Source organism: Bradyrhizobium sp. STM 3562 (assembly GCF_045571435.1).
Taxonomy (GTDB): domain Bacteria; phylum Pseudomonadota; class Alphaproteobacteria; order Rhizobiales; family Xanthobacteraceae; genus Bradyrhizobium.
Window position 1 is genome coordinate 5192076 of sequence record NZ_CP120694.1, and the last position, 25179, is coordinate 5217254.

Annotated in this window: 25 protein-coding genes; 17 read left to right on the forward strand and 8 right to left on the reverse strand. The window is 62.5% G+C overall.

What is annotated here, in order from left to right; all coding sequences use genetic code 11:
• Positions 1 to 12: 12 nt before the first annotated feature.
• The 6 genes from P6U23_RS24120 (at position 13) to P6U23_RS24145 (ending at position 5044) form a co-directional block, all read left to right on the forward strand.
• A complete protein-coding gene (locus P6U23_RS24120) occupies positions 13 to 186 on the forward strand; it encodes a hypothetical protein (RefSeq protein WP_407175051.1) in 174 nt (57 codons plus the stop codon).
• Positions 187 to 553: 367 nt separating this feature from the next.
• Positions 554 to 1126: a carboxymuconolactone decarboxylase family protein gene (locus tag P6U23_RS24125; RefSeq protein WP_407175052.1), complete on the forward strand. Its 573-nt coding sequence runs from the start codon at positions 554 to 556 to the stop codon at positions 1124 to 1126.
• Positions 1127 to 1137: 11 nt separating this feature from the next.
• A complete protein-coding gene (locus P6U23_RS24130) occupies positions 1138 to 2232 on the forward strand; it encodes an acyl-CoA dehydrogenase family protein (protein WP_407175053.1) in 1095 nt (364 codons plus the stop codon).
• Positions 2229 to 2999: an ABC transporter ATP-binding protein gene (locus P6U23_RS24135; protein ID WP_407175054.1), complete on the forward strand. Its 771-nt coding sequence runs from the start codon at positions 2229 to 2231 to the stop codon at positions 2997 to 2999. The genes P6U23_RS24130 and P6U23_RS24135 overlap by 4 nt, the downstream gene beginning before the upstream one ends.
• 15 nt (positions 3000 to 3014) lie before the next feature.
• Entirely contained in the window at positions 3015 to 4205 is a 1191-nt protein-coding gene (locus P6U23_RS24140) for an ABC transporter substrate-binding protein (RefSeq protein ID WP_407175055.1), read from the forward strand.
• Positions 4202 to 5044 carry an ABC transporter permease gene (locus tag P6U23_RS24145; protein ID WP_407175056.1) on the forward strand — a complete coding sequence of 281 codons (843 nt, stop codon included), beginning with the start codon at positions 4202 to 4204 and terminating at the stop codon, positions 5042 to 5044. Before P6U23_RS24140 ends, P6U23_RS24145 begins: the two co-directional genes overlap by 4 nt.
• Before the next feature lie 49 nt (positions 5045 to 5093).
• Here P6U23_RS24145 and P6U23_RS24150 read toward each other — a convergent pair whose 3' ends face one another.
• Together P6U23_RS24150 and P6U23_RS24155 are read right to left on the reverse strand one after the other, a co-directional pair.
• Positions 5094 to 5894: a MetQ/NlpA family ABC transporter substrate-binding protein gene (locus P6U23_RS24150; RefSeq protein ID WP_407175057.1), complete on the reverse strand. Its 801-nt coding sequence runs from the start codon at positions 5892 to 5894 to the stop codon at positions 5094 to 5096.
• A 25-nt stretch (positions 5895 to 5919) separates the two neighbouring features.
• Complete coding sequence (locus tag P6U23_RS24155; RefSeq protein WP_407175058.1) at positions 5920 to 7245, reverse strand: O-acetylhomoserine aminocarboxypropyltransferase/cysteine synthase family protein; 1326 nt, start codon at positions 7243 to 7245, stop codon at positions 5920 to 5922.
• A 453-nt stretch (positions 7246 to 7698) separates the two neighbouring features.
• Here P6U23_RS24155 and P6U23_RS24160 point away from each other — a divergent pair, with 453 nt between their 5' ends.
• The 5 genes from P6U23_RS24160 (at position 7699) to P6U23_RS24180 (ending at position 13233) form a co-directional block, all read left to right on the forward strand.
• Positions 7699 to 9111 (forward strand): LLM class flavin-dependent oxidoreductase, encoded by a 1413-nt coding sequence (locus P6U23_RS24160; protein ID WP_407175059.1) that lies wholly within the window; start codon positions 7699 to 7701, stop codon positions 9109 to 9111.
• Between the two features lie 322 nt (positions 9112 to 9433).
• The gene (locus P6U23_RS24165) at positions 9434 to 10429 is read left to right on the forward strand and encodes an ABC transporter substrate-binding protein (protein ID WP_407175060.1); all 996 of its coding nucleotides are present in this window, start codon (positions 9434 to 9436) and stop codon (positions 10427 to 10429) included.
• 5 nt (positions 10430 to 10434) lie between these two features.
• Positions 10435 to 11220 carry an ABC transporter ATP-binding protein gene (locus P6U23_RS24170; RefSeq protein ID WP_407175061.1) on the forward strand — a complete coding sequence of 262 codons (786 nt, stop codon included), beginning with the start codon at positions 10435 to 10437 and terminating at the stop codon, positions 11218 to 11220.
• Positions 11217 to 12053, forward strand: a complete 837-nt coding sequence (locus tag P6U23_RS24175; protein ID WP_407175062.1) for an ABC transporter permease — start codon at positions 11217 to 11219, stop codon at positions 12051 to 12053. The genes P6U23_RS24170 and P6U23_RS24175 overlap by 4 nt, the downstream gene beginning before the upstream one ends.
• Before the next feature lie 211 nt (positions 12054 to 12264).
• On the forward strand, positions 12265 to 13233 hold the full coding sequence (locus P6U23_RS24180; RefSeq protein WP_407175063.1) for an aliphatic sulfonate ABC transporter substrate-binding protein: 969 nt from the start codon (positions 12265 to 12267) through the stop codon (positions 13231 to 13233).
• Positions 13234 to 13261: 28 nt separating this feature from the next.
• Here P6U23_RS24180 and P6U23_RS24185 read toward each other — a convergent pair whose 3' ends face one another.
• From P6U23_RS24185 to P6U23_RS24195, 3 genes are all read right to left on the reverse strand, one after another.
• Entirely contained in the window at positions 13262 to 13582 is a 321-nt protein-coding gene (locus tag P6U23_RS24185; RefSeq protein ID WP_407175064.1) for a ferredoxin family protein, read from the reverse strand.
• A complete protein-coding gene (locus P6U23_RS24190; protein ID WP_407175065.1) occupies positions 13579 to 15198 on the reverse strand; it encodes an FAD-dependent oxidoreductase in 1620 nt (539 codons plus the stop codon). Before P6U23_RS24190 ends, P6U23_RS24185 begins: the two co-directional genes overlap by 4 nt.
• Positions 15199 to 15536: 338 nt before the next feature.
• The gene (locus P6U23_RS24195) at positions 15537 to 16622 is read right to left on the reverse strand and encodes an LLM class flavin-dependent oxidoreductase (RefSeq protein WP_407175066.1); all 1086 of its coding nucleotides are present in this window, start codon (positions 16620 to 16622) and stop codon (positions 15537 to 15539) included.
• A 414-nt stretch (positions 16623 to 17036) separates the two neighbouring features.
• Between P6U23_RS24195 and P6U23_RS24200 the strand changes: the two genes are divergently transcribed.
• Genes P6U23_RS24200 through epsC form a run of 6 tightly spaced genes read left to right on the forward strand, consistent with a single transcriptional unit; the run spans position 17037 to position 22395 of the window.
• Positions 17037 to 17807, forward strand: a complete 771-nt coding sequence (locus P6U23_RS24200; protein ID WP_407181561.1) for an ABC transporter permease subunit — start codon at positions 17037 to 17039, stop codon at positions 17805 to 17807.
• Positions 17804 to 18526 carry an ABC transporter ATP-binding protein gene (locus P6U23_RS24205; protein WP_407175067.1) on the forward strand — a complete coding sequence of 241 codons (723 nt, stop codon included), beginning with the start codon at positions 17804 to 17806 and terminating at the stop codon, positions 18524 to 18526. The genes P6U23_RS24200 and P6U23_RS24205 overlap by 4 nt, the downstream gene beginning before the upstream one ends.
• Positions 18527 to 18545: 19 nt before the next feature.
• Complete coding sequence (locus P6U23_RS24210) at positions 18546 to 19550, forward strand: NrtA/SsuA/CpmA family ABC transporter substrate-binding protein (RefSeq protein WP_407175068.1); 1005 nt, start codon at positions 18546 to 18548, stop codon at positions 19548 to 19550.
• Positions 19551 to 19588: 38 nt separating this feature from the next.
• On the forward strand, positions 19589 to 20818 hold the full coding sequence (locus P6U23_RS24215) for an acyl-CoA dehydrogenase family protein (protein WP_407175069.1): 1230 nt from the start codon (positions 19589 to 19591) through the stop codon (positions 20816 to 20818).
• Between the two features lie 47 nt (positions 20819 to 20865).
• Positions 20866 to 21438 carry a flavin reductase family protein gene (locus P6U23_RS24220; protein ID WP_407175070.1) on the forward strand — a complete coding sequence of 191 codons (573 nt, stop codon included), beginning with the start codon at positions 20866 to 20868 and terminating at the stop codon, positions 21436 to 21438.
• A 3-nt stretch (positions 21439 to 21441) separates the two neighbouring features.
• Positions 21442 to 22395, forward strand: coding sequence for a serine O-acetyltransferase EpsC (gene epsC, locus P6U23_RS24225; protein ID WP_407175071.1), 954 nt, complete (start codon positions 21442 to 21444; stop codon positions 22393 to 22395).
• Here epsC and P6U23_RS24230 read toward each other — a convergent pair.
• Genes P6U23_RS24230 through P6U23_RS24240 form a run of 3 tightly spaced genes read right to left on the reverse strand, consistent with a single transcriptional unit; the run spans position 22392 to position 25094 of the window.
• Entirely contained in the window at positions 22392 to 23261 is an 870-nt protein-coding gene (locus P6U23_RS24230) for an ABC transporter permease (protein WP_407175072.1), read from the reverse strand. The two genes, epsC and P6U23_RS24230, sit on opposite strands and share 4 nt — an antisense overlap.
• Positions 23254 to 24120: an ABC transporter ATP-binding protein gene (locus P6U23_RS24235; RefSeq protein WP_407175073.1), complete on the reverse strand. Its 867-nt coding sequence runs from the start codon at positions 24118 to 24120 to the stop codon at positions 23254 to 23256. The genes P6U23_RS24230 and P6U23_RS24235 overlap by 8 nt, the downstream gene beginning before the upstream one ends.
• Positions 24117 to 25094 carry an ABC transporter substrate-binding protein gene (locus P6U23_RS24240; protein ID WP_407175074.1) on the reverse strand — a complete coding sequence of 326 codons (978 nt, stop codon included), beginning with the start codon at positions 25092 to 25094 and terminating at the stop codon, positions 24117 to 24119. Before P6U23_RS24240 ends, P6U23_RS24235 begins: the two co-directional genes overlap by 4 nt.
• Between the last annotated feature and the right edge of the window lie 85 nt (positions 25095 to 25179).

Below are 25179 nucleotides of genomic sequence, written 5' to 3' on the forward strand. Positions count from 1 at the left end.
GGGAGAGTCGCAATGAAGCCAACTGTTGCCGAACTCCTTGCGCGAAAGCAGCAGCTCCTGGAGCGGCTACAAGAAGAGCGCGGTTTGAATGAGCAGGACGAAATTGAGCATCTGCTCGTTGGGATCAACGCCATTTTGAATGCGCTGGATGGGACGCAGATGGAATCCATGGCGAAGCGACATTGAGCCAGGCGAGCCGCATCAGCTCATGATGCGACGTCAGGCGCGAACCTTTGCCAGCGCACGGGCAAGTTCCCATGAAGTGACGTGCTCGCCGCGCCCACGTCGGATGGCCAGTGAGGATCTGAAGCATCCGAATTCCAAACGAAAGATCGGACCAAGCCGGCGATTGCCAAAGTTGATCCGGGACTCAGCTTCCACGGCGCGGCTCTCGCGCAGCAAATCATTTCCCTAGCTGCCCGATAAGGCAAACGATTAGCCTTCTTTTTCCGAGCATCTGTTCAACGAAATCCTCAATGCATAGAAAAAAGGCAGCAACGATCGCGCCAATGTTGGGCGCGACCCAATCAAGCCTGTACCGGAGATTTCGTAGATGTCTCGTTTGTCACTCCGCACGATTGACAATGCGCCTGAGGCCGCAAAGCCCCGCTTGGAGGCGGCGCAAAGCAATAACGGCTTTCTCCCAAATCTCGTCCGCCTGCTCGCCAATGCTCCCGTCGCGCTTGAGGCCTATCAGACGCTCACTGCGATCAGCGTACGAGGCGGACTTAGCCCTGCGGAACGCGAGGCGGTTCAGATCACCGCCGCGGCAACGCATGGTTGCGGCTTCTGCGTCGCAGGTCATACCGCGATCGCCTACAAGAAGATCGGATTGAACGAGGATGTCGTCAGCGCATTGCGCAATGGCGATCCGGTTCCCGACGCACGGCTGAATGCCGTCGCGCAGTTCACGAAGGCGGTCATTCGAACCCGCGGCAATGTCCACGATACTGAACTCAAAGCATTCCTCGCGGCAGGCTTCAGCGAAGCCAGCGCGCTCGAAGTCGTCCTCGGCGTCAGCTTGGCGACATTGTGCAATTTCAGCAACAATCTTGGCCAGCCCACGCTCAATCCGGAACTCGCACCGTATGCTTGGGATCCGGCGCCGGCGGAGGCCGCCGAGTAGCGATGAGCGGCATGATTGATGCGATTCTTCCGGCCGATCTCGGCCGCTGGCTGGACGGCAACGCCCTCGAACTGGACGTCAAGTCGGAGGGCGCATCGTCCCTTCTGCCAAAGCTCGGCGGGGCCGGCCTGTTCAAAATCGGAGTGCCCACTCAGTTCGGCGGATCCGGAGCGGATGTAGCGGCTGCAATTGGCGCGATCGCGGCGGTGTCCGCACGGTCCCTCGCAGCAGGCTTCGTGTTCTGGGGGCACCGCACCTTTATCGAATATCTGCTGCAGAGCCCGAACGGAGCGTTGCGGGAACGGCTATTACCAGACTTGCTGGCGGGCCATCGGGCGGGCGCCACCGGCCTGTCGAACGCCATGAAGTTCCTCAATGGACTTGAGGAGCTCCAGCTTAGAGCCGCGCAGCACGGTCAGTCGATCCAGATCGAGGGCAAACTGCCATGGGTGACCAATCTGCGGAAGGAAGGGTTCGACGTCGCCGCGGCGGTGCGGGGTGGCGATCGCCGGCCCGCCTTCGTGATCAGCCTGTCCTCCGACGATGATGGCGTGGAACGCTCCGGGGATCTTGACCTCATGGCTATGCGCGCCACCAACACTGCGGCCATCAAGATTGGGCGCGCGGTAATCGGCGAAGATCGCATCATCCATGCCAATGCCAGCGAATGGCTTCTGCAGGTGCGCCCGGCTTTTCTGGGATTGCAATGTGGCATGTCGATCGGACTGGCGCGCCGCTCGCTTTCGGAAGCTCAACGCCAGATCGGTAGCGGCCGCGGCGTCCTGATGGCTCCGATCGAGAGATTGGCGGCGGAGCTGCACGATCTTGAGGCGCGACTGCTCTCGCAGGTCAACGGGCCACTGTTTGTCGACCAGCCGATCTTGCTGTTTCGTCTGCGCATCCGATTGGCCAAGATCGTCAGCGAGGCTCTTGAGCTTGAGCTCGGCGCCACCGGCGGCAAGGCCTATCTGTCCAGCCCGGGCGAAGGCTACCAGCGTCGCCTGCGCGAAAGCGCGTTCATTCCGGTCGTCACGCCCAGTCTCGTCCAGTTAAAGGCCGCGATCGAGGCACAGGAACAGCCAACACGGGCACGCGAAATCGCATGAGCGGCGAACCGATTCTTCAAGCCAGCGCCATCGCCCTCCGCTATCCCGGTGCCGGCCGCAACGTGATCGAGGACTTCGACATTGACTTGAAATCGGGCGAGACGGTCAGTGTTCTCGGGCCGAGCGGCGCCGGCAAATCGAGCTTGCTGCGCATCCTGGCCGGCCTGCAGCCGCCGACAAATGGAACGATAGCCGTGCATGGCGCTCCATTGCGCGGCCCACATCCGCGCCTCGCCATCGCCTTTCAGGACCCGACTCTGCTTCCGTGGCTGACGCTCGAACGCAACGTGGCATTCGGGCTCGACTTCAAGCATCAGCCGCGGTTGTCGCGATCCGAGCGAACAAGCCGCGTCGACAGCGCGATCAGCGAGGTCGGCTTGTCCCAGGCGCGGCATCATTTTCCGGATCAGCTCTCCGGCGGCATGGCGCAGCGCGCCGCGCTGGCGCGCTGCCTGACCCGCAAGCCGGATATCCTGCTGCTCGATGAGCCATTTGGCGCACTCGACGAAGTGACGCGAACGGAGATGCAGCATCTGCTGCTGAAGATCGTGCGCGATTTCCGGACCGCCACCGTCCTCGTCACCCACGATATCGACGAGGCGCTCTTGGTCTCGGATCGCATCCTCCTGCTCGGCCGATCCCCTGCCCGCCTGATCGGCGAATGGAGCATCGACCTGCCAAAGCCCCGAGAGGATTACGTTAGGGAGCTCGGTGCGATCCGGGTTGAAATCGTCGGCGCCCTGCACCGCGCGATCCGCACCCACTAGAGAGAGACAATACAGATGTTGTTTGAAGACGATTTCTCGCGTCGCGACCTGTTGAAGCTGTCTGCCATCTTGACGGCGGGCGGCGCGCTGCCGCTGCTGCGCACCTATGAGGCCCGCGCGCAGGAGAAAGACGCGCCGGTGCGGATTGGCTATCTGCCGATCACCGACGCGACGCCGCTGCTGGTTGCTCATGGCAAGGGCTATTTCGAGGCAGAAGGGCTGCAGGTGGCAAAGCCGGTGCTGCTGCGAAGCTGGGCGCAAATCCTGGAAGCCTTCATATCCGGGCAGGTCAATGTGGTGCACTTGCTGTCGCCGATCACGGTCTGGGCGCGCTTTGGCAGCAAGGCGCCTGCGAAGGTCGTCGCCTGGAACCATACTGGCGGCTCCGCGCTGACAGTTCGGCCCGAGATCAACAGCGTGAAGGAGTTGGGAGGCAAGACCGTCGCCATTCCGTTCTGGTACTCGATCCACAATGTCGTGCTGCAGGCGCTCTTTCGCGAGAACGGCCTGACACCGGTGGCGCGGCGCGACGCGCAGCCCGCCGCCAACGAAGTCCAGCTCGTCGTGATGGCGCCGTCCGACATGGTACCCGCACTCGCCTCAAATCAGATCACCGGCTACATCGTGGCCGAACCGTTCAACGCCGCCGCGGAGACGCTCGGAATCGGCAAGGTGCTGCGGTTCACGGGCGATGTCTGGAAAGACCATGCGTGCTGCGTCGTCTTCATGCACGAGCGTGACCTGCGAGAGCGGCCCGAATGGTCGCAGAAGGTCGTCAACGCCATGGTAAAGGCACAACTATGGACACGCGCGAACCGGGCGGAAACGGCAGCGCTGCTTTCCAAGGACGGCGTCAACAAATACACGCCGCACGCGACCGCAGTGCTGGAGAAAGTCCTGTCACCGCCCGAGAGCGACAACGCCGCCTATGTGCAGTCCGGCGCGATCCGCAACCCTGCCTGGCTGGAACGGCGGATCGATTTTCAGCCCTATCCTTACGCGAGCTACACTGAGGAGCTGGTTCGTCGCCTGAAAACCACGCTGATCGAAGGTGACCATGCATTCCTCAGCGACCTCGATCCTGTCGCGGCGGGACGCGAACTGGTCTACGACAGCTTTGTCAAAAAAGCGGTGCTGGCGGCTGGTGGGCTGAAGGCCTTCGGCTTGCCGGACGACTTCACGCGGCAGGAGCTGATCGTCGCATGACCGCGAGCTGGACATCGGCCGAAACACGTGGGGCGTCCGCGACAGCAGACCAAGGTGCCAAGGCCACGAACGCGATTGCCTGGCTTCGCTTTGCTGCCAAGAAATCAATCGGCGTCGCCGGCATTGCCGTTCTGGTCGTTGTCTGGTGGATCGCGACCGACGTGCTCGCCCAGCCCGGCGGCTTTCTGCGCCATTTTTCGCCAATCGAAGCTGTTGCAAGCTTCATCCAGCTTGCAAGCCACTCCGACCTGTCCATCCATGTCCTTGTCAGCCTCCGCCGTGTCCTGGTTGGCCTTGGTCTTGCCCTTCTGATTGGCGTGCCACTCGGCTTGGCCGTCGGGACATCCTCATTGTTGAACGCAGCAACTTCGCCGGCTTTTCAGTTTCTGCGGATGATCTCGCCGTTATCGTGGATGCCACTCGCCGTGATGGTGTTTGGCGTCGGCGACCGGCCGATCTACTTCCTGCTGACCTTTGCGGCCATATGGCCAATCCTTCTCAACACCGCTGAAGGCGTCCGACGCCTTCAGCCAAGCTGGCTTTCTCTTGCCGCCAGTCTCTCGGCCACGCGCTGGGAGACGCTGCGTCACATCGTAGTCCCGGGCATCCTGGCGCACGTCTTGACAGGCCTGCGGCTGGCCATCGGCATCGTCTGGATCGTCCTGGTGCCCTGTGAAATGCTCGGCGTATCGGCGGGCCTCGGCTACTTCATCCTCGACACCCGCGACCGGCTGGCCTATTCCGAACTGACCGCGACGGTCTTGATGATCGGCATCCTGGGCTTTCTGCTGGATGCCGCGGCGCGCGGCCTGTATCGGCTTGCGACTCGCGCGCACTGAAGGATCGAGATCCGGGCGAACCCAAACAATCGTCGAGCTCGAGGGACGACTAGCTGTTGAATCCAGCGGGAATGAACGCCGGCAGCTTCTCCTCGATGAACTGTTTCACCTGCGGCGACTTGAAAACCTCGATGAAGGCCTTCAGCCGCGGATCGTCCTTCTTCTCCGGCTTGGCCGTGAAGCGCAATACAAGTCCATCATCGATGGTGCGGTCGACAATCAGGGCAGTCTTTGGATCGCCCCCAGCCGCGATCAGATAGGTGATATTGACCAGCGCGAGCGTGACGTCATCCAGCGAGCGATACGTCTGCGCCGGATCGAGCTCGACGATCTTCAGGTTCTTAGGATTATCTGTAATGTCGAGCTTGCTGACCGAGAATCCCTTGCCCGGCGTGAGCTTGATCAAGCCGGCCCGCTCCAGAAGAATCAATCCGCGCGCACCGTTCAGGGGCTCGTTCGGGATTGCGACGGAGTCTCCGGACTTGATTTCGTCGAGGCTCTTGATCTTCTTCGAGAACAGTCCGACAGGAGCGATCACGCCGACCTTGTCGACCTGCACCAGATTGAGGCCGCGCTGCTTGTTCTGGAGCGCCAGATAGTTTCCATGCTGGAACAGATTTGCGTCGACGTCGCCACTATAGACCGCCTCATTGATCGCAACCCAGTCGGTCAATTCGATCACCTTGACATCAATGCCTTTGGACTTGGCGAGGCCGGCAGCGAACTGAACGAGTTGTCCAACCGGGCCGGCGCTGGTCGCGATTTTGAGCGGCTCGCCAGCAAAAGCGGCCGTGGCGAGCGCAAGCAACAGGCCAGTAGCCTGCGCGACACCGGTCAGCGTTCTAATCATTCCGAATGTTCTCCCGACGCAATGTTCAAGCCGCCTTGCGGGCGCCTTCGCCCGCATCAATCTTCGCAAGCGCCTGCGCAAGATCGGCAAGGATGTCATCAGGATGCTCGATACCGACCGAGAGCCGCACGTAACCCGGGGTCACGCCGGCGGCGAGTTGTTCTTCCGTACTGAGCTGCTGGTGTGTGGTCGAAGCCGGATGAATGGCGAGCGAGCGCGCATCGCCGATATTGGCGACGTGATAGAAGAGCTGCAAGGCGTCGATGAACCTGCGGCCCGCCTCGATCCCGCCCTTGAGCTCAAAGCCAACCAGCGCGCCGTAGCCGCCTTTTAGATACGCGTCGGCGCGACGACGATTTTCGCCGTTCTGCAGGCCTGGGAAGATCACGTGCGAAATCGACGGATGCTTGGCGAGGAAATTCGCCACCTTGATCGCGTTCTCATTATGCTGACGCAGCCGCAGCGGTAGCGTTTCGAGCCCCTGAATGAACTGAAAGGCATTTTGTGGAGCGATCGCCGCGCCGAGGTCACGCAGCAGCTTCACCCGCGCGCGCAGGATGTAGGCGATCGGTCCGAGCGGCTTCGCGGCCTCGGTCCAGATTGCACCGTGATAGGCATCGTCGGGCTGCGTGAGCAACGGAAAGCGCGACGCATGCGCTTCCCAGTCGAAATTGCCGCCATCAATGATCGCGCCACCGATCGACGTGCCGTGGCCCCCGATATATTTGGTCGTGGAATAGACCACGACGGCCGCGCCATGCTCGAACGGCCGCGCAATCAGAGGCGCAGCGGTGTTATCGAGGATCAGAGGCACGCCTAATGAACGGCCGATATCGGCGACCTCCTTGATCGGAAACACGTTGAGCTTCGGATTGGGCAGCGTCTCGGCGTAGTACGCCCGTGTCCTGGCGTCGGTTGCGCGACGGAAATTCTCGGGCTCCGCCGGATCGACGAAGCGCACCTCGATGCCGAACTGCTTCAATGTCTGGGAAAACAGGGTCCAGGTGCCGCCATAGAGATCCGTCGATGAGACCACGTTGTCGCCGGCCTGCGCAACATTGAAGAGGGCAAAAGCGGAGGCGGTCTGCCCCGACGAGAGAGCCAGCGCGCCCACGCCCCCTTCGAGGGCAGCCAGCCTCTCCTCGAAAGCATCCTGGGTCGGATTCTTGATGCGGGTATAGATCTGGCCGATTGCCTCCAGCGCAAACAGGCGCGAGGCATGATCAGTGTCTTGAAATTGATACGAGGTCGTCTGATAGATGGGTACGGCCACTGCGCCCGTTGCCGGGTCGGAGCGATACGACCCGCCGTGCAGTGCTAGCGTCTCGAAGTTCTTCGTTTCGACAGCCATTCTGTTTCTCCGGCTCCGTCAGATGACCCTACGTCGGCTTGTATGTGCCGCGCACATGTGCGCCGATAGGCACAAATGATGCGTGCCGATTTCAGAGCTGTCGAGCCGTTTGGAAAAATAGCGATGCACGTGCTGCAGTCGCGAGCATCGATGCGCATTTCTTTTTCAATGGCGGCGCCGCCGGAGTTTATTCATCTTGGTGCGATCGTTCACCTTCACCGCCTTAGCAACCGATCAGACCGTGCATATAGAGCTCCATCTTCAGCGAAGACTCGCAGGAGCCGATGAAATGTTGCCACTTACAAATTGAAGCGCAGCAGAATTTCGGCACGATAGGCTGAGAATTGAAAATAATGTCATTCGGGAGAAGTGATAAGACTGAGCATAGAGCGTACGCAGCCTTCAACGGCCGCTTCCGACGATTTCAGGCGCTTGAAGTGGCAAGGACAATACATGGGAAGACGGCGCGAGCTTCGCTTTAATGCCTTCAACATGACCGCGCCGAGCCATAATTGGGCGGGTCTCTGGTCACACCCGCGGGACGCTTCGATCGACTACAATACCCTGGATTACTGGGTTGATTATGCCAGGACCGCGGAGCGGGGACTGCTCGACGGTATCTTTCTGGCGGACGTCTTCGGTGTCTATGATGTCTATGGCGCCAGTCCGGACACGGCTATCAGCCAGGCCGTTCAGCTTCCCAATGCCGAGCCGACGCTGCTTGTGTCCGCCATGGCGCTCGTCACGAAGCATCTCGGCTTCGGCATCACGTCGAACCTGACGTTTGAGCACCCCTACCAATTCGCCCGTCGCTTTTCGACGCTCGACCACCTCACCCAGGGGAGGATCGGCTGGAACATCGTGACCGGCTATCTCGACAGCGGCGCGCGCGGCATGGGTCACGCCGGCGGTCGCGCCCACGACGACCGCTATGACGCAGCGGAAGACTTTCTCGCCGCTGCCTACAAGCTGTGGGAAGAAAGCTGGGAGCGGGACGCGGTTCGCCGCGATCGGACAGCGCGGGTATTCACCGATCCTGCAAAGATCCATCGGATCCGGCATAACGGGCCGTACTACCGCGTCGACGGCATTCACCTGGCCGAACCGTCGCCACAGCGCACGCCCCTCTTGTATCAGGCCGGTACCTCGCGGCGCGGCCGCGCCTTTGCCGCCAAGCACGCTGAGGCGATCTTCCTCAATGGCCAGACCAAGCCGATCCTTGCCCGCGCGGTACGAGAGATCCGGAACGCGGCGAAGGACTTTGGGCGTGATCCCTACGACATCCGCCTGTTTGCGGGCGCGACCGTCATCGTCGGGCGGACGCGCGCCGAGGCCAACGACATTCTCGAAGACTACGCTCGCCATGTCGACGTGGCGGGCCAACTGGCCTTGCTCTCGGGTTGGACCGGGATCGATTTCTCCACCTACCGTCCGGACCAACCGATCCGGTATGTCGAGAGCAACGCAATCCAGTCGATGGTCGAGAACTTCACGGTGCGCAGCGATCGGCCGGTCAAGGTCGGCGATCTCGCAAGCCTGAGCCGCACGGGCGCGCGCTCGCCGTTCGTCGTAGGATCACCTCAGGACGTCGCTGACGAGCTGATCGCCTGGGCCGACGAGACGGATGTCGATGGCTTCAACCTGTTCCGCCTGGTCGTACCGGAGTCGCTTAACGCCTTTGTCGACCTCGTCGTGCCCGAGTTGCAATCGCGCGGCGTCTACAAGACAGCCTACCGCGAAGGAACGCTGCGTGAGAAACTGTTTCCCGGCAGAGGCCCGCTGCTGCATCCCACGCATCCGGGCGCGAGCTACCGTCACCCGGGCGCGCTCGCAACATCGGCCATCCGAACCGATGCAGCCGAATAGACAGCACGAAGTCCTCGGCCGCGGCCGGCGCCAGTAGGAAGCCAACCGGCCCTCATGCGCTGCACGCTGGGCGTCGCAAGACCCGGGATGAAAGCCTCACGCCGGATCCCGCTCTCCATACGAGCGTGAACGGGCCGCCGTTCGCATGCGCGGGGGCTCCGACAGTCAAAACGTTCCGCGGTCTTGCATCCGGCGAGAAACTTGAACCCCAATCCGCAGATTTTACGAAATTGCCAGAGAGGGACCAATGACCGCAAATGCAGTGTTGCTGGCCAGGCCAGCCAATCCCCGCCGCCTCCTCCAAAACGCCAGAGGTCCGCTCATGATGTTCAGGCTGCTTGCTGCATTTTTTCTCCTGTGCGTTGCCGCCGCCGGCGAGGCGCGCGCGGAAGGACGACTGCGCATCGTGGAACAGTTTGGGACGGTTTACCTGCCGCTGCACGTGTTGCGCGACCAGAAGCTGGTCGAAAAGCACGGCAAGGAGGCTGGGATCGATATCAAGGTGGAATGGACCAAGCTCAGCGGCGGCGCGGCGATCAACGACGCGCTGTTGTCCGGCGCCGTCGATGTGGGGGCGGCCGGCGCGGGGCCGGTGATCGTGCTCTGGGATCGCACCAAGGGCAGCGCAGACGTGAAGATCATCGCGGCCCTTGGCGAGCAGCCGAACTACCTGGTCACCAACAATCCCAATATCAAGACGCTGAAGGACTTCACCAAGTCCGACAAGATCGCCGTGCCGGCCGTCGTGGTTTCGCAGCAATCGCGCCTCCTGCAGATTGCCGCCGAGAAGGAGCTCGGTGAGGGCAAGTACAACGCGCTCGACGACCTTACCGTCAATCTGCCCCACCCCGATGCGACGGCCGCGATCCTCTCCGGCTCGTCGGCGATCTCGGCGCACTTCTCCAACCCGCCGTACCAGGAACAGGAATTGAAGGATCCGAAGGTCCACAAGATCCTGAGTTCCTACGACATCATGGAAGGCCGGATCACGCCGACGCTGCTCTATGCGACATCGAAATTCCGCAAGGAGAATCCGAAGACCTTCAGGGCGCTGTTCGACGCGTTGGCCGAAGCCTCGCAGTGGATCGAGACCCACAAGACCGAGGCGGCGGAGACCTACATCCGCGTCGAGCAATCCAAACTCGAACCAGCCTTCGTCAAGTCAGTCATCGACAACGAGGATGTCGATTTCACCATCGTTCCGCAGGGCACTTACAAATACGCGGCCTTTCTCGCCAGGATCGGCGCAATCAAGAACAAGCCAGCGAGCTGGAAGGACTATACGTTCGAAGAACTCCACGACAAGCCGGGAAGTTGAAGAAGATGAACGGCGCAGCCGGGGCTGTCCTTGAGGCCGCAGATCTGACGCTCGACTACGTCTCCGACAACGGCCGCGTTCGTGCGGTCGAGAATGTCAGCTTCGCCGTCACGAAAGGCGAGCGGCTGGTTCTGCTAGGGCCTTCCGGCTGCGGCAAATCGTCGATCCTGAAGACCATCGCAGGCTTCATCAAGCCGAGCGAGGGAAGCATCCTGCTCGACGGCCGTCCGGTCACCAAGCCGGGGCCGGACCGGGTGGTGGTGTTCCAGGAATTCGACCAATTGCTGCCCTGGAAGACCGTACGCGAAAATGTCGCGTTCCCGTTGAAGGTGGCGCGGGGCAAATCACAGGCGGAGGCGCGTGAAATTGCGGAGCAAGCCCTGGTGAGAGTCGGTCTCGCCCGCGCGCTCGATGCCTATCCGCACACGCTGTCGGGCGGCATGAAGCAGCGCGCCGCGATTGCCCGCGCGCTCGCCACCGCGCCGGAGGTCCTGCTGATGGACGAACCCTTCGCCGCGCTCGACGCGCTGACGCGCACCAATCTCCAGAGCGACCTGCTCGATCTTGCGGAAGAATTGAAATTCACGCTGGTGTTTGTAACCCACGCGATCGAGGAGGCCGTACTGATAGGCACCAAGCTTCACCTACTCAGCGCGCATCCCGGCCGGACGCTGGCGACCTTCGACACGAAGGGATTCGGACGGGACAAGCTCGGCACTACGGAATTCCAGGAGATCGTCCGCGACATCAACGCCGCGCTGTTTGCGCGCCCTGCCGGAGCTGCCGCATGACGGATCAAATCGTCGATCTGCCGGCTGCGGAAGGCCCGCAGCCTTTACAGCGCCGTCGAACCTTCAGCCATTCCGTCGGCTTCCGGCGCAGCGTCGTTCTCGTCGCCCTCGCCTTGCTCTGGCAGATCGCAGCCGACCTGACCGCCAATCCGCTGCTGCTGCCTAGCTTCACCCAGACTGCCGCTGCTCTCTGGGATGCCCTGCTCCATGAAAATCTCGCGACAGCCGTCATTGCCTCGCTCTGTGTTCTGCTCAAGGGATATTTGATCGCGCTGGGTCTGGCGATCGTCCTGGTTTCCCTGGCGATCGCCAACATCTTTGTGCGCGAAGCGCTGCTCACACTGACCGCGATGTTCAATCCGCTTCCAGCCATCGCCTTGCTGCCGCTGGCGATGCTCTGGTTCGGCCTCGGCGAGACCAGTCTGATCTTCGTGCTGGTGCATTCGGTGCTGTGGCCGTTTGCGCTGGCGACCTTCACCGGCTTTCAGTCAGTACCCGAGACACACCGCCTGGTCGGCCGCAATTACGGCCTCACGGGTCCGCGGTACGTCGGCTATATCCTGATCCCATCTGCCATGCCCTCGATCATTTCGGGGCTCAAGATCGGCTGGGCATTTGCATGGCGCACGCTGATCGCCGCTGAGCTCGTGTTCGGCGTCAGCTCCAGCCAGGGTGGGCTCGGCTGGTTCATCTTCCGCAACCGCAACGAACTATTCACCGACAAGGTATTCGCCGGGCTCGTGAGCGTCATCCTGATCGGGCTTGTCGTCGAATTCGGCCTATTCCGCGCCTTGGAGAGCGCAACCGTACGGCGATGGGGAACACAAACCTAAGACGTCTCACGGTTGGCAGATCGGCGCGGACTTGGACACGCTAAGCCAGCGCATCGCACTTGATGCGATAAAGCGCCACGTCCGGGAAATGTCATCCTCGAAGGGGCGACAGGCAGAGAATTTTACGGCTGATCCGGCTCGTTTTCTGGAATTGCGCACGGCCGCGATTGTCTGCAAATCATCGCCGTGCACCCTACGAAAGAGAAAACGGATGCCATCTCTTGCCCCAGTTCTGCGCAGCCTCGCGGCCGGCGCAATTGGCCTTGTTGTTAGCTCGCTGTTCGCGCCGGCTGCCCGGTCCGAAGAAATCCGGATCGGCTATCAAAAATCGTCGACGCTGACGGCCATCCTGAAGACCAATGGTGACCTTGAGAAGGCACTTGCGCCGCTCGGCATCACGGTAAGCTGGCGCGAGTTCACGAGCGGATTGCCGCTCCTGGAAGCCATCAATATCGGAAGCGTGGATTTTGGCGCCGATGTCGCCGACACCGTGCCGATCTTCGCGCAGGCCGCCGGTGCCAAGCTCGCCTATATCGCCGAGGAAGCGGCATCGCCCTCGGCGCAGGCGGTCCTGGTGCCGCGCTCATCGCCTATCAAGACGGTCGCCGATCTCAAGGGCAAGAAAGTGGCCGTTACCAAAGGCGCCGGCAGTCATTATCTGCTGCTCGTCGCGCTCGCCAAGGCCGGTCTCAGCTTCCAGGACATCAGCCCGGCCTACCTGACGCCGGCCGATGGACGAACCGCCTTCATCGGCAACAGCGTCGATGCCTGGGTCGCCTGGGATCCGTTCCTCTCCAGCACGTTGAAACAGTCCGATGCTCGGGTTCTCGCCGACGGGAGCAACGGCCTTGCAAGCTACAAGCGCTATTATCTCGCCTCCGCCGCCTACGCTGACGCGCACGGCGATGCCTTGAACGTCATTTTCAGCAAGCTGGTCGAGACCGGCAAATGGGTCAAGGCGCATCCGGCGGACGCGGCCGCCACGTTGACGGGCCTGTGGGGCATCGATGCAGCCACGGTCGAGGAGGCCAATAGCCACCGCTCCTATCTGGTCGGGCCGGTAACGAAGTCCGGCCTGTCGGAGCAGCAGCGCATCGCGGACGCGTTCCTCGCCGAGCATTTGATCCCGGCCAAGCTCGATACCACGGCGTTGAAGATCTGGACGCCCAGCGGCCCCTGAACGCTCGCCTCCGGCGGCGCAGGCGGCCTCAGTGCCCAAACAGAAGGTAACTGCGGTCGATGCCGCGAAGCTCCCGGGTTTCATCGGTCCAGCCGATCGCGCGGCGATAACTGCCGAGCAGCGCGGCCTGCTTCAAGGCAAGGACATCGACGCTCTGCGCCGCATCAGCGAAAGGCGCGACGAACAACGCGTCTTCCGGGCAGTAGAGCTCGCAGAGGAAGCAGGTCTGGCAGTCGCTCTGGCGGGCGATCACCGGAATGCCGCCGGTCTTGTCGAAGACGTCGGTGGGGCAGACATTCACGCAGATGTCGCAGGACGTGCAGCGCTCGGCATCGATGACCTCAATCATTCCGCCGCCTCCGCGTAAGCAGCATCCGCATGGACGCGCGGTGCCGTCCAGACCTCATCAAGGCCGCCCGTCGTGACATAGTGCCGGAAACGTTCGTTCTGGTCTGGAAAATCATCGCGCCGATGCATGCCGCGGCTTTCCTTCCGTGCCAGGGCGCTGCGATACATCCAGCGCGCCGTCGCGAGCATGGCAGCCGCCTCGCGGGCGCGTAGCACGTCGGCTTCGGCCGCGGCATCAGCACTGGACGCTGCGGCCCAGAGCGCATCGAGCCGCTGCAGCGAACCATCAAGACGGCCAGCCTCGCGGAAATAGTTCAGTTCGTACGGAAACACTTCGTCCTGAACTGAGCGCACCAGTTCTGCCGGTGCGAACGACCGGCCGGAGCGCTCGCGAAGTGCGACCGTCCCTGCGCGCGACACTTGCCGGCTCGGCATGGAGCAAGCCAGCCGCGCATAATCGGCCGCCCCCCGCCCCGCCCAGGTGCCCGAAGACATGGCCCAGGCCGCGTTGTGGCTGCCGCCGCCGGTGAACCCGCCGCAGACCAGTTCGCGTGTCGCCCCATCACCTGCGGCATAGAGCCCGGGCACGGTGGTGGCGCAGGTGTCGTCGACAATGCGCAGTCCGCCGGTGCCGCGCACGGTGCCTTCGAGGCGCAATGTGACGGGGAAGCGCTGTGTGAACGGATCGATGCCGGTGCGGTCGAAAGGCAGGAAGAAATTCGGCTGTGACACCCGCATCGACCGCCGCACCGCTTCGTCGGCCCTGTCGAGCCGCGCGTAGACCGGCCCTTGCATCAACGCACGCGCAATGGCCGAGCGGCCGCCCTTCGAAGCCGCGCCCGGAACGACGCTGCCATCCTCATAGGTGAACGTCGCCCAGCCATAGAACAGCGTCTTGGTCACCGAGCCGAATGCCGCCGAAATCGCGTAAGGGTTGGAGAATTCCATGCCGGTCAATTCGGCGCCGGCTTCCGCGGCCATCAGGTAACCATCGCCGGTCAGCACGTTCGAGCCCAGCGTCTTGCTCAGAAATGCGCAGCCGCCGGTCGCGATCACAACCGCCTTGGCGTGCACGATCCACCGGTCGTCCTTCTGCCGGCGCACACCTGTCGCGCCGGCGACCGCGCCGCCGTCATCAACCAAGAGCTCAAGCGCCGGACTATGATCGAGAATGGTGACGCCCGCCGCCTTGGTGCGCTTGCGCATCAAGCGCATATATTCCGGGCCCTGTAGCGAATTGCGCTGGGATTTGCCGTCGTCATCAACCGGATAGGGATAACCCCATTTGGCCAAACGATTGCTTTGCGCATAGGTGCAATCGAGCGTGCGTGCCATCCAGCGGCGGTCCTGGAGATAGCCGCCCATCTTCTCGCGGCCTGCCATGGCGGCTTCGCGAAGCGCGGGTTGGGGATCGATATACCAGACGCCGGTCCCGGCCGCGGCCGTCGCACCCGAGGTGCCACAAAATCCCTTGTCCGCCAGCACGACGCGCGCCCCGTGCTCCGCCGCGCTGATCGCTGCCCATGTGCCCGCGGGGCCGCCGCCGAGGACCAGAACATCCGCGTCGTATTCAACAGATCCGGCCGTGGCCGACAGCTTTTCGGCGCGTCCTCTCATGGATCACTCTCCGCAGTCCAGTTTCACGCGGCAAAGTGTTGACGCCGCGTCGTACAAGATCGCGTGAGCTCATGCCTCTGGCAATTTCAGATATTCGCGCGGATATGGTCGAAGCTTTCCTCGGCGCACGCGGGGAAAGAAGATTCATGTGGTGGCACAGGCAGCGTTTTCTTTTGATCGTAGAACGCAGCAGTAGTCTGCTGAACGTGACGCGGGATCGGGGCCGATTTTTCTTCCTATTCCGGGAGAACCATGACGGCTCGACCCTGTGCGATCATTTCGAACTCGCGACGCCACCCGAGCCCTTTTGCGCCATGCGCGTCGGCCGTGGCTTCTCCTTAAGAGCCCGTCGCCGGCTCTAGCAGTCGCGTTGCCTGCGCCTGGCGCACCCGCGGTATCACCTCGAGCGCAAACCGCCGCATCTCTGCCTCGAACGGCTGGAATTGCAGCATGAACAATTCGATACCGGCATTGTAGAAGTCGCGAATGCGCGCCGCCACCTCGTCATAGCTGCCGACGAGACCGGCGGCAGTTCCGCCGTTGGTACCGACGCGCGGCGTCTTCTGCATGGTCTGCATCATTACGACTTTGGGATCGGTGTTCTGCCGCTGGATTGCCTTCATCGGCGCGTCCCTCGCTGCAAGTGCCAACAGGCGCTCGTGCTCGGCATGCGCGTGCTCGCTGGTCTCACGAGCTACGACGAAGGCGGAGAGGCCGAACCTCAGCGGCGGTGCGCCGGAGCGTGGGCGCGCTGCCACATCTGCAATGAGCCCGGCCACGTCAGAAAGCGGTTGCCCATTGATGAACCAGACGTCGCCGTGGTCGGCGACCAATGCACGCGCGGGTTCGGACTCGCCTCCGACATAGATCGTCGGCCGCGGCCGATAGAGGCTCGTCGGCCGGAGCACGTAGTCGCGCACGTCAAAATGCTTTCCCTTATAAGTGAGCCGCTCACCCTCGATCAGGCGCGATACAACCGAGATCCATTCGCGGCCGTAGGCGTAGCGTTCGTCATGCTCGGCAAAGCCGATACCGGCTTTCTCGAGTTCCGGACGATTCCAGGCATTGACGAGATTGATCGCAAAGCGGCCGCGGCTGATGTTCTCGATGCCAAGCGCCAGCTTGGCCAGCACGACGGGATGATAGAGATAAGGCTTGATCGCCGCGATGATCTCGATCCGGCTCGTCAACGCCGCGACCGCTGCCGCGGCGCTCCAGGCCTCGAGCTGGTCGAAATCCTCGATATGCGGGTTGATGGTGTGCTGCGCGATCAAGGTTGAGTCGTAGCCAAGCTCTTCCGCGGCAAGCACGAGATCACGGTTGCGCTCCCATGAGGCGTCATAGGGTTCATCCGGGTCCTGGTACGCGCCACGTGATCCGTGCACAACCGCCCAGATGCCAAAGCGAGGGGACGTTGCTGTCATGGAAGCCTCTCTTCAGAAGTGCTCGCGTTATCTCGCGCGAACGCGGCCTGTTTTGACCAACGGGTGCTTCAACTTCAAGCGCATCCACATCAAAAGATATTCTTTGCCACCCGAGCACGCGCGGAGAAATGAGAAAACTCCGGAACGAATGACAATTGAAAAACCGCTCTGTTTCTGTTCGCCGAAATTCGTGGGACAGTTTGAGCATGTGATGAAGGTTTGCAACTAACGACAGCGCAGCGAGTGGTGACCCATGCCTGTTTCCCGCGCAGCAGGATGGCTGCGTCCTTGCTTTCCATCACCCTTCACGCGGCGCAATAGGAACAGAGCAGCTTGAGCAATACCGAGCAAACCCTGGCGGCGACCAAATTTGATCAGGCGCGGCCTCCAGCTCCGCAGCATACGCCCGCACCGTTGGGCAAAGGTAGCCTGCTGGCGATCTCCTGGCTCGCGCCGGGCGCGATCGTGATCGTCTGGGAATTGCTTGCAAGAGGTGGATGGATTTCGCCGCAGGTGCTGCCTGCGCCAAGCAAGGTCATTGCGACCGCGATAAAATTGGCGACGACCGACAACCTCTTGAACGATCTTGGGGTGAGCCTGCTGCGCGCAGCGAGCGGCTTTGCGATCGGCGCCGGCATCGGCTTTGCACTTGGCACCCTGGTCGGCTTCTCGCGCATCGCGGAGGCTGCGATAGACCGCAGCGTCCAGATGATCCGCGCCATTCCTTTCCTTGCGGTTCTCCCGCTCGTGATCGTCTGGCTCGGCGTGGGCGAAGCCGAGAAGATTTTCTTGGTCGCGCTTGGCGTGACGTTTCCAATCTACATCAACACCACGCTCGGAATTCGGCAGGTCGATCCCAAGCTGGTCGAGCTCGGACGCGTCCAGGGGCTCGGCCGACTCGAACTGATCCGCCGCGTTATCCTGCCCGGTGCCCTGCCCTCAATCCTGACCGGCGTGCGCTATGCGCTTGCGACAGCGTGGCTCGCGCTGGTCGTGGCCGAAACCATCGGCGCCCAGTCCGGCATCGGATTCCTCGCCATGGATGCGCGGGAGTTTCTACGCACCGATGTCATCGTGCTCACGATCGTGATCTACGCCCTGATCGGCGTCGCGGCCGATGCGATCGCGCGGTTGCTCGAACGGCGCCTGTTGGCCTGGCACCCCAACTATGGAGGCCAACGATGACCGTCCAGGTCGCGCTGCCTTCCCCCTCTACGTCGACGACTCCGGCCGTGGTGGTGAGCAATCTCCGCCGCGCCTATGGCGACCGAATCGTGATCGATAGGCTCAATTTGCGTATCCAGCGCGGGGAGTTCGTGGTGCTGCTGGGCGAAAGCGGCTGCGGCAAGACCACGCTGCTGCGGGCGCTGGCGGGCCTCGATCCGATTCAGGGCGGACGCATTGCAGCGCCGCGGCGGCCGGCCGTCGTGTTCCAGGAGCATCGGCTGCTGCCATGGGACAGCCTTTGGCGCAACGTCTCACTCGGCCTTCAAGTGCCAGACGCGCGCGAACGTGCCGCTGCCGCGCTCGCCGAGGTCGGGCTCGGCGACCGGCTCGATGACTGGCCACGTAACCTTTCGGGCGGACAGGCCCAGCGCGTGGCGCTCGCCCGCGCCTTGGTGCAGCAGCCCGAGCTTCTGCTGCTGGACGAGCCGTTCGCCGTGCTCGATGCGCTGACGCGCATCCGCATGCACGACCTCGTCCGCGAGCTCGTCGCCAATCATCGGCCGGGCGTGCTTCTCGTGACGCACGATGTCGACGAGGCGATCGCGCTGGCCGATCGTATCCTGGTCATGCGCGATGGCGCGATCGCTTTTGAACACCGCAAGGCCGACACGACATCGATCGAACGAACCACGCTGCTCGCCGAACTCGGCGTGCTCGCTTCCCGCCCTGCTGCGTAAGGGACTCAAGGATCGTACCATGTCTTTCTCTTCATTTGGCAACCCCTCCCGCCGTCGCTTTTTCGGCACGGCAGCTTTCGGGATCGGCGCCCTCGCCGGCCTCGATCTCGGCGAACCCGCCTGGTCGGCGGCCGGCCGCACCACCGATCTGGTGCGCCTCACCTGGGGTCTCAGCGGCCTCAACCTCATCGCCAAGGAACGGGGCGAGTTTGAAAAGGTGCTGGCCGAGGACGGCATCAAGGTGGAATGGCTCGGGCCATTTCCGAACCACGCGCCGACCTTGCAAGCCGTCACCGGCGGCAGCGCCGACTTTTCCTTTGGCGGCAGCACGACGCCGGCGCTGGCCGCGATCATCGCGGGCTCTCCCCTTGTCTTTACTCAGTTCGTCGTCTACGAGCCCCGCACCACCGCGATCATCGCCAAGGACGATTCCGGCATCAACAAAATCGAGGACCTGGTCGGCAAATCGGTCGCGGTCAATCGCTCGGGACTTGGCGAATTCCTGCTGGTAGCGGCCCTGGAGAAACACAAGGTCGACCGTTCCGCGGTGAAGTTCGTCTATCTCAATCCGCCCGATGCCGCGCCTGCGCTGGCCTCCGGCAAGGTCGACGCCTGGTCGATGTGGAGCCCCGGGGTCGATATCGCGCGGCTCGAATACAAGGCCCACGACATCTTCCTCGAGGGCCGCGATCTCGAATTCCAGATCGACTACACCTCTCATCTGACCACCCGCAAATTCGCGACCGACAATCCCGCGCTGGTCCGCGCGGTCAACGATGCCTTCCGCGCCGAGGGCAAGTGGATTTCGGAGAACAGCAAAGAGGCCGAATACATCGCACAGAAGGCCGGCAAATACAGCGATCAGGTACGCGACCAGTTCATCGCGATGAACAGGCAGTACCGCTACTTCCCGGTCAACGACGAGAAATTCCTGTCCGAATTGCAGCGGGCCGCGGACTGGCTTGTTGCGCGAAAGGTCCTGCCCGAGCCGATCAAGGTCACCGATCATCTCGCACAGCTCTGATCGCGACTGCCCTCAGCAATCACATCCGGATTCAAAAAATGAACAAACCAGTATCCGCCATAAGTTTCGCTCCATCCCGGCCGGTCGACCTCCACTCCCCCGAGTTGGACAACCTACTCGCCCAGATCGCTGAAGGCGAAAGCGAGCGCGAGCGGGAACGCGTCCTGCCGTTTGAGGCGATTGATCTCATCCGGCGCGCCAAGCTGGGCGCATTGCGCCTGCCGGTTTCCGCCGGCGGCGCCGGCAGCACCATCCGCGAACTATTCGAGATCGTCATTCGCCTTGGCGAAGCCGACGCCAATGTCGCGCACATCCTCCGCAACCATTTCAGCGTGGTCGAGCGGCTCGTCCGCCGCCCGCGCGACGAGCAGGGCCGGATATGGCAGCAGGCGGTCGCTGATGGCGCCATCATCGGGCTTGCCACGACCGAACTTGAAAGCCCACAAGTCGGCAACATCGTCCCGAATACCACCTTTACCCCCGATGGCGACGACTACCTCCTGAACGGGACCAAATATTACAGCACCGGCACGCTCTATTCCGACTACGTCCTGGTTCGCGCCGCCGATCCATCGGGCAAACCGGGCGCGACCATCATCCCGGTGAAACGGGAAGGCGTCGAGCTGATCGACGATTGGGATGGGCTGGGGCAGCGGCTGACAGCGACCGGCACCACGTATTTCCGGAACGTCCGGGTCAGGCGACAAGAGATCGTGTTCGATGCGCCCGATGTCGGATATGGTGTTCCGTATTCGAATACGTTTGCGCAACTCTTCCTGACCGCTATCGTCGCGGGCATTGCACGGGCCGCCTTGCGCGATGCCGCAGCGCTGGTTCGCTCCCGGAAACGAACCTTCTACTATGCGCCGAGCGAAGTGCCGACCGACGATCCGGTGCTGCAGCAAACCGTCGGGCAGATCGCGAGTGGCGCGTTTGCCGCCGAGACAGTGGTCCTTGCGGCTGCCGAGGCGCTGGATGTAGCGACCGACGCATTCGACGCCGGCGCACCCGATGCGGCCGAGGCCGCCCACAAGGCGGCGCTAGTGTCAGCCAAGGCCAAGATCGTCGCCGACGATTCTGCCATCCGCGCCGGCAGCCTGCTGTTTGATGTCGGCGGCGCATCCGCCACCAAGAAGGCGACCAATTTTGATCGGCACTGGCGCAACGCGCGCACCCTGTCGTCACACAATCCGACCAACTACAAGGCGCGGTCGATCGGGCAACACGTGATCAGCGGCACCCCACTGCCGGCCAAGGGCTTCTTCTAGGAGCAAGCCTTCCGCCAGGCAATCCGAGGTGCCAATGGAGGAGACAGATGGCCAGAGCGGACTTCCATCTCGTCAATGAGACCGACGAAGTCGAGCAACAATTCCGTTCTGTCATGCGCCGCCTCGCCGGCGGCGTCAGCATCATCACCGCCGGTCAGGGTAGTGAGATCACGGGCATGACCGTCACCTCCCTGACATCGCTCAGCGCCACCCCTCCCCGTCTCCTGGTCAGCATCAACCGGCAGGCATCTTCCTTTCCATTGATCGAGCGACACCGGCTGTTCGGCGTCAATATCCTGGGCTCCGACCAGCATGGCATAGCGGGTCGGTTCAGCAACGGCCGGCTGAAGGGCAGCCAGCGTTTTGAGGGCATCGAGTGGTCTCCCGGCTCATCGGGCGTGCCTCTGCTCAGCCATTCATTGGCGAGGATCGAATGCCAGGTCGAGGAAATCATCGAGCGCCATTCGCACGGCATCGTCGTGGGCAGCCTGCTGAGCTTCGAGCTGTCCCCTCGCTTGTCGGGCCTCGTCTATTGGAACGGCCAATATATCGAGATCGACCGCGACAGCGACCTCGACCTGCTGGCAGAGGTCGGCATTCCCCTCGCCCATGCCCGGTGATGCATGAAACGCGAACCCCCGCGGGATGAGAGCCCCCTCGCAACCGATCCGGACGGCCCGGCGCTCAAGCGATGGCAGCTCGACCGCATCGTTGCTAAGCTGCGGATATCGCGCGAGGAGACGCACAGTATCCGCCGCGACGGTGAGGCGCGCCGTGCCCCTTCCCGCGAAGCGTTGAAAGATATCCTGAACAGGCTGACCGAAGCCCTGTTTCCGCGCCACTACGGGCGGTTCGATCTTGACGGGGAGAATATCGACTATTTTGTCGGGCACACGCTGGGTGTCGCGCTCGATCAGCTCGCCGAGCAGATCCATCGCGGCGCCCTCTTCATCGGCGACGAGCTGTTGCCCGGATTTCGTCGGCAGGGTGCGATCGATCTCACCCGCCAATTCGCATCCGAGCTTCCGGCGCTCCGCGGCCTCCTCATCAGCGATCTGCGCGCCGCCTTCGTCGGCGATCCCGCCGCGAGGAATTTTCCGGAAATCCTGATCGGCTATCCCGGCATGACGGCGATCATCCATCACCGCCTTGCCCACATTCTCCACCGGTTGGACGCGCGGCTGGTGGCGCGCCTGGTCGCCGAGATCGCCCATACCAGGACGGGAATCGACATTCATCCGGGCGCCAGCATCGGATCGGGCTTCTTTATCGATCACGGCACCGGCGTCGTGATCGGCGAGACCACGATCATCGGCGACAATGTGCGCATCTATCAGGCCGTCACCCTCGGCGCCCGCCATTTCCCGACCGATGACGAAGGCAATCTGATCAAGGGCGATGCCCGCCATCCGATCGTCGAGGACGACGTCGTGATCTACGCCGGCGCCACTATCCTGGGGCGGATCACGATCGGCCGCGGCTCGACGATCGGCGGGAATGTCTGGCTCACGCAAAGCATTCCGCCGAACAGTGTGGTGACCCAGGCCACAGTGCGCAACAAGCCGGGCGCCGGTTAGACCGCCGCCTTCCACCGCATCAGACGCCGCTCCAGCGCCTCCAGCAGGGCATTGAACGTCAGGCCGATCACGGTGATTCCGAGAATGCCGAAATACATCTGCGGGATCAGGAAGCTGTACTGGCTGTAGATGATGAGATAGCCGAGACCCGCCTTCGCACCAACCATTTCGGAGGCGACCAGCACCAGCATGGCCGACGCGCTGGCCAGGCGAATGCCAACAAAGATCGTGGGCAGCGCCGCAGGCAGGATGACCTTGCGGAAGAGCTGCTGCGGGCTCGCCCCCATCGTCCGCGCCGATTTGACCAGCAGCGGGTCGACCTGCCTGACGGCCGCGATGGTGTTGAGCAGCAGCGGCCAGGCGCAGCTATAGATCACCATGGTGACCTTCGACAGCTCGCCGATCCCGAGCAGGAGGATGAACACGGGCAACAGCGCGAGCGGCGCCGTGTTGCGGCAAACTTCGATGAATTGATTGAGCAGGTCGCCGAGTCGGGCGTACCAGCCGACCGCTAGCCCCAACGGGACAATCAGCACCACCGAGATCAGGAAGCCGCTCAGCGCGCGCAACAGACTCGCCGCGACGTCGTCGTAAAGCTCACCGCTTTGGGCAAGCTGCCAGCCTGCGGCGATCACATCCGAAAACGGTGGCAGAAATGCTGGGTCTGCCAATCCGAGCCGCGGCACGGCTTCCCAGAGCGCCAGCAAGAGGAGCACCAGAAGAGAGCGCTTGCCGAACGCAATCACCCTGCGCATCGCGGGACGCAAGGCCTCCCACCTGTTGAAAGCCTGGTCGGGCTCCTGTCCGTGGATCATCGGCCGGCCCTGCGCGAGCTCGATGAGCGGCAGCAACTCGAGGCTAGACATGGGCAAGCTCCTTTTCAGCCTTCTCTGCGTGACGCGCATCCGCCTCGCTCGCGATTTGGCCATTCTGGGCCTTCAGCACTTCTTCCCGCAACAGCGACCAGACCTCATGCCGGGTCTGGCCGAACGCAGGAAGCGAGCGCACGTCGTCGGTCTCGCTGTGCAGTTCCTCCGGCACCCCGATCACCTGCTTGATGCGTCCCGGGCGCGACGTCATGATCGCGACCCGTTGGCCAAGCACGACAGCTTCGTCGATGCCATGCGTGATGAAGAGGATCGTTTTTCCGGTTGTCCGCCAGATGCGCAGCAGCTCGCCCTGGAGCGTTTCGCGCGTCTGCGCATCGAGGGCTGCAAACGGTTCGTCCATCAACAGCACCTCGGGATCATAGGCGAGGCTGCGCGCAATCGCGACACGCTGCTTCATGCCGCCGGATAGTTCATGCGGATAGCGGTCGGCGAAGGCGGCAAGCCCGACGAGGCCGAGATAGTGCAGCGCGCGGTCGCGGCGCTCCCTGGATTTCAGGCCTGCAATATCGAGCCCGAACTCGACGTTCTGTGCCGCGGTCCGCCAGGGAAACAGTGCATACTGCTGAAACACGATGCCGCGATCGCGCGCCGGTCCAGTGATCGGACGGCCATCGAGCAGGATTTGGCCGCTGGTCGGAAGCGCCAGTCCGCCGAGCAGATCCAGCAAGGTGGACTTGCCGCAACCGCTCGGGCCGACCAGCGCCAGGAACTCCCCGGCGCGTACGTCGAGTGTGATATCCTCCAGCGCCGTGAAGCGGCGCGGTGGCCCGCCGCCCTCTCCCCGGACAGTGAATTCTTTCCGAACCTGCTCAAAGCTGATCTTGACCGCGTTCATTTGGCGTCCGCCTGCTTGCCAGTGCGATAGAAGTTGAACTCGTTTGTGTAGGTATCCGCCGCCTTGAGCTGATTGGGCTTGAGCAGGCCGTCCTTGACCAGCCAGTCAATCCAGATCTGGATTTCGCCATCGCTGATGACGCCGCCCTTGGTGGCAACGCCGGTGCTCTTCCAGTATTTGATGGGCGAGGCATCCTCGTTCCGCTTGCGATCGGCAATGATCCTCTCGAACCGGGCGCGCACCTCTTCCGCCTGCGTCGTTTGCGCCCAGGCGATGGCACGCGAAACGCCCTCCACGAGCTTGCGAGACGTGTTGGGATTGTCCTTGATAAACTTGTCGCGCAGGACATAGGCGCCGCCAGTGAAATTGCCGAACAGATCGGTGTCGGCGAATAGTTGGCGGATGCCGCCACGCTCGAGCGCCTTGTCACGCAGAATTCCACTGAGCGTCGTGACGTCGACCGATCCTTGGCGCAACGCCTGCTCGCCAGTGACCGGCGGGACCGCGACCAGTGTGACCTGCTTTGCTTCTGCTGCGCTGAGGCCATTGCGGGCGAGATATTCGCGGAGCACGAATTCCAGATGCGCACCCAGCGTATTAACCGCAACCTTCTTGCCAATCAGGTCACGAGCGGACCTGATCGGGCTGTCCTCCCTCACATAATAGCCGTGGTAGGTGCCAGCGTCGGATCCGTAATAGCCGACTACGGCCTTAATCGGCGCTTTTGCGGCAATCAGTTTGATAATGGCGCCATAGAAGGCACCGCCGATGTCGACATCTCCGGTGACAACTGTCTGGATGTCCTGCGGCCCCGAGATGGTGTTACCGACCCATTTCAGCTTCAGCGGCGCCAGATAGCCCAGATCGTCGGCAAGCTCCACAAATGTAACCTGCCCGGCCCAGCCCTGATAACGGATTTCGGTCTGCTCCGGCAGCGGATCCGCCAGCGCCTGGCTGAACAAAACGATGGTCATGGCGCCCCCCCACAGGACGCGCCATGACGCCTTCGCCAATCGGCTTAAGGAGATCGCGGCCGGCCACTTTCCAGCTTGGGACAAA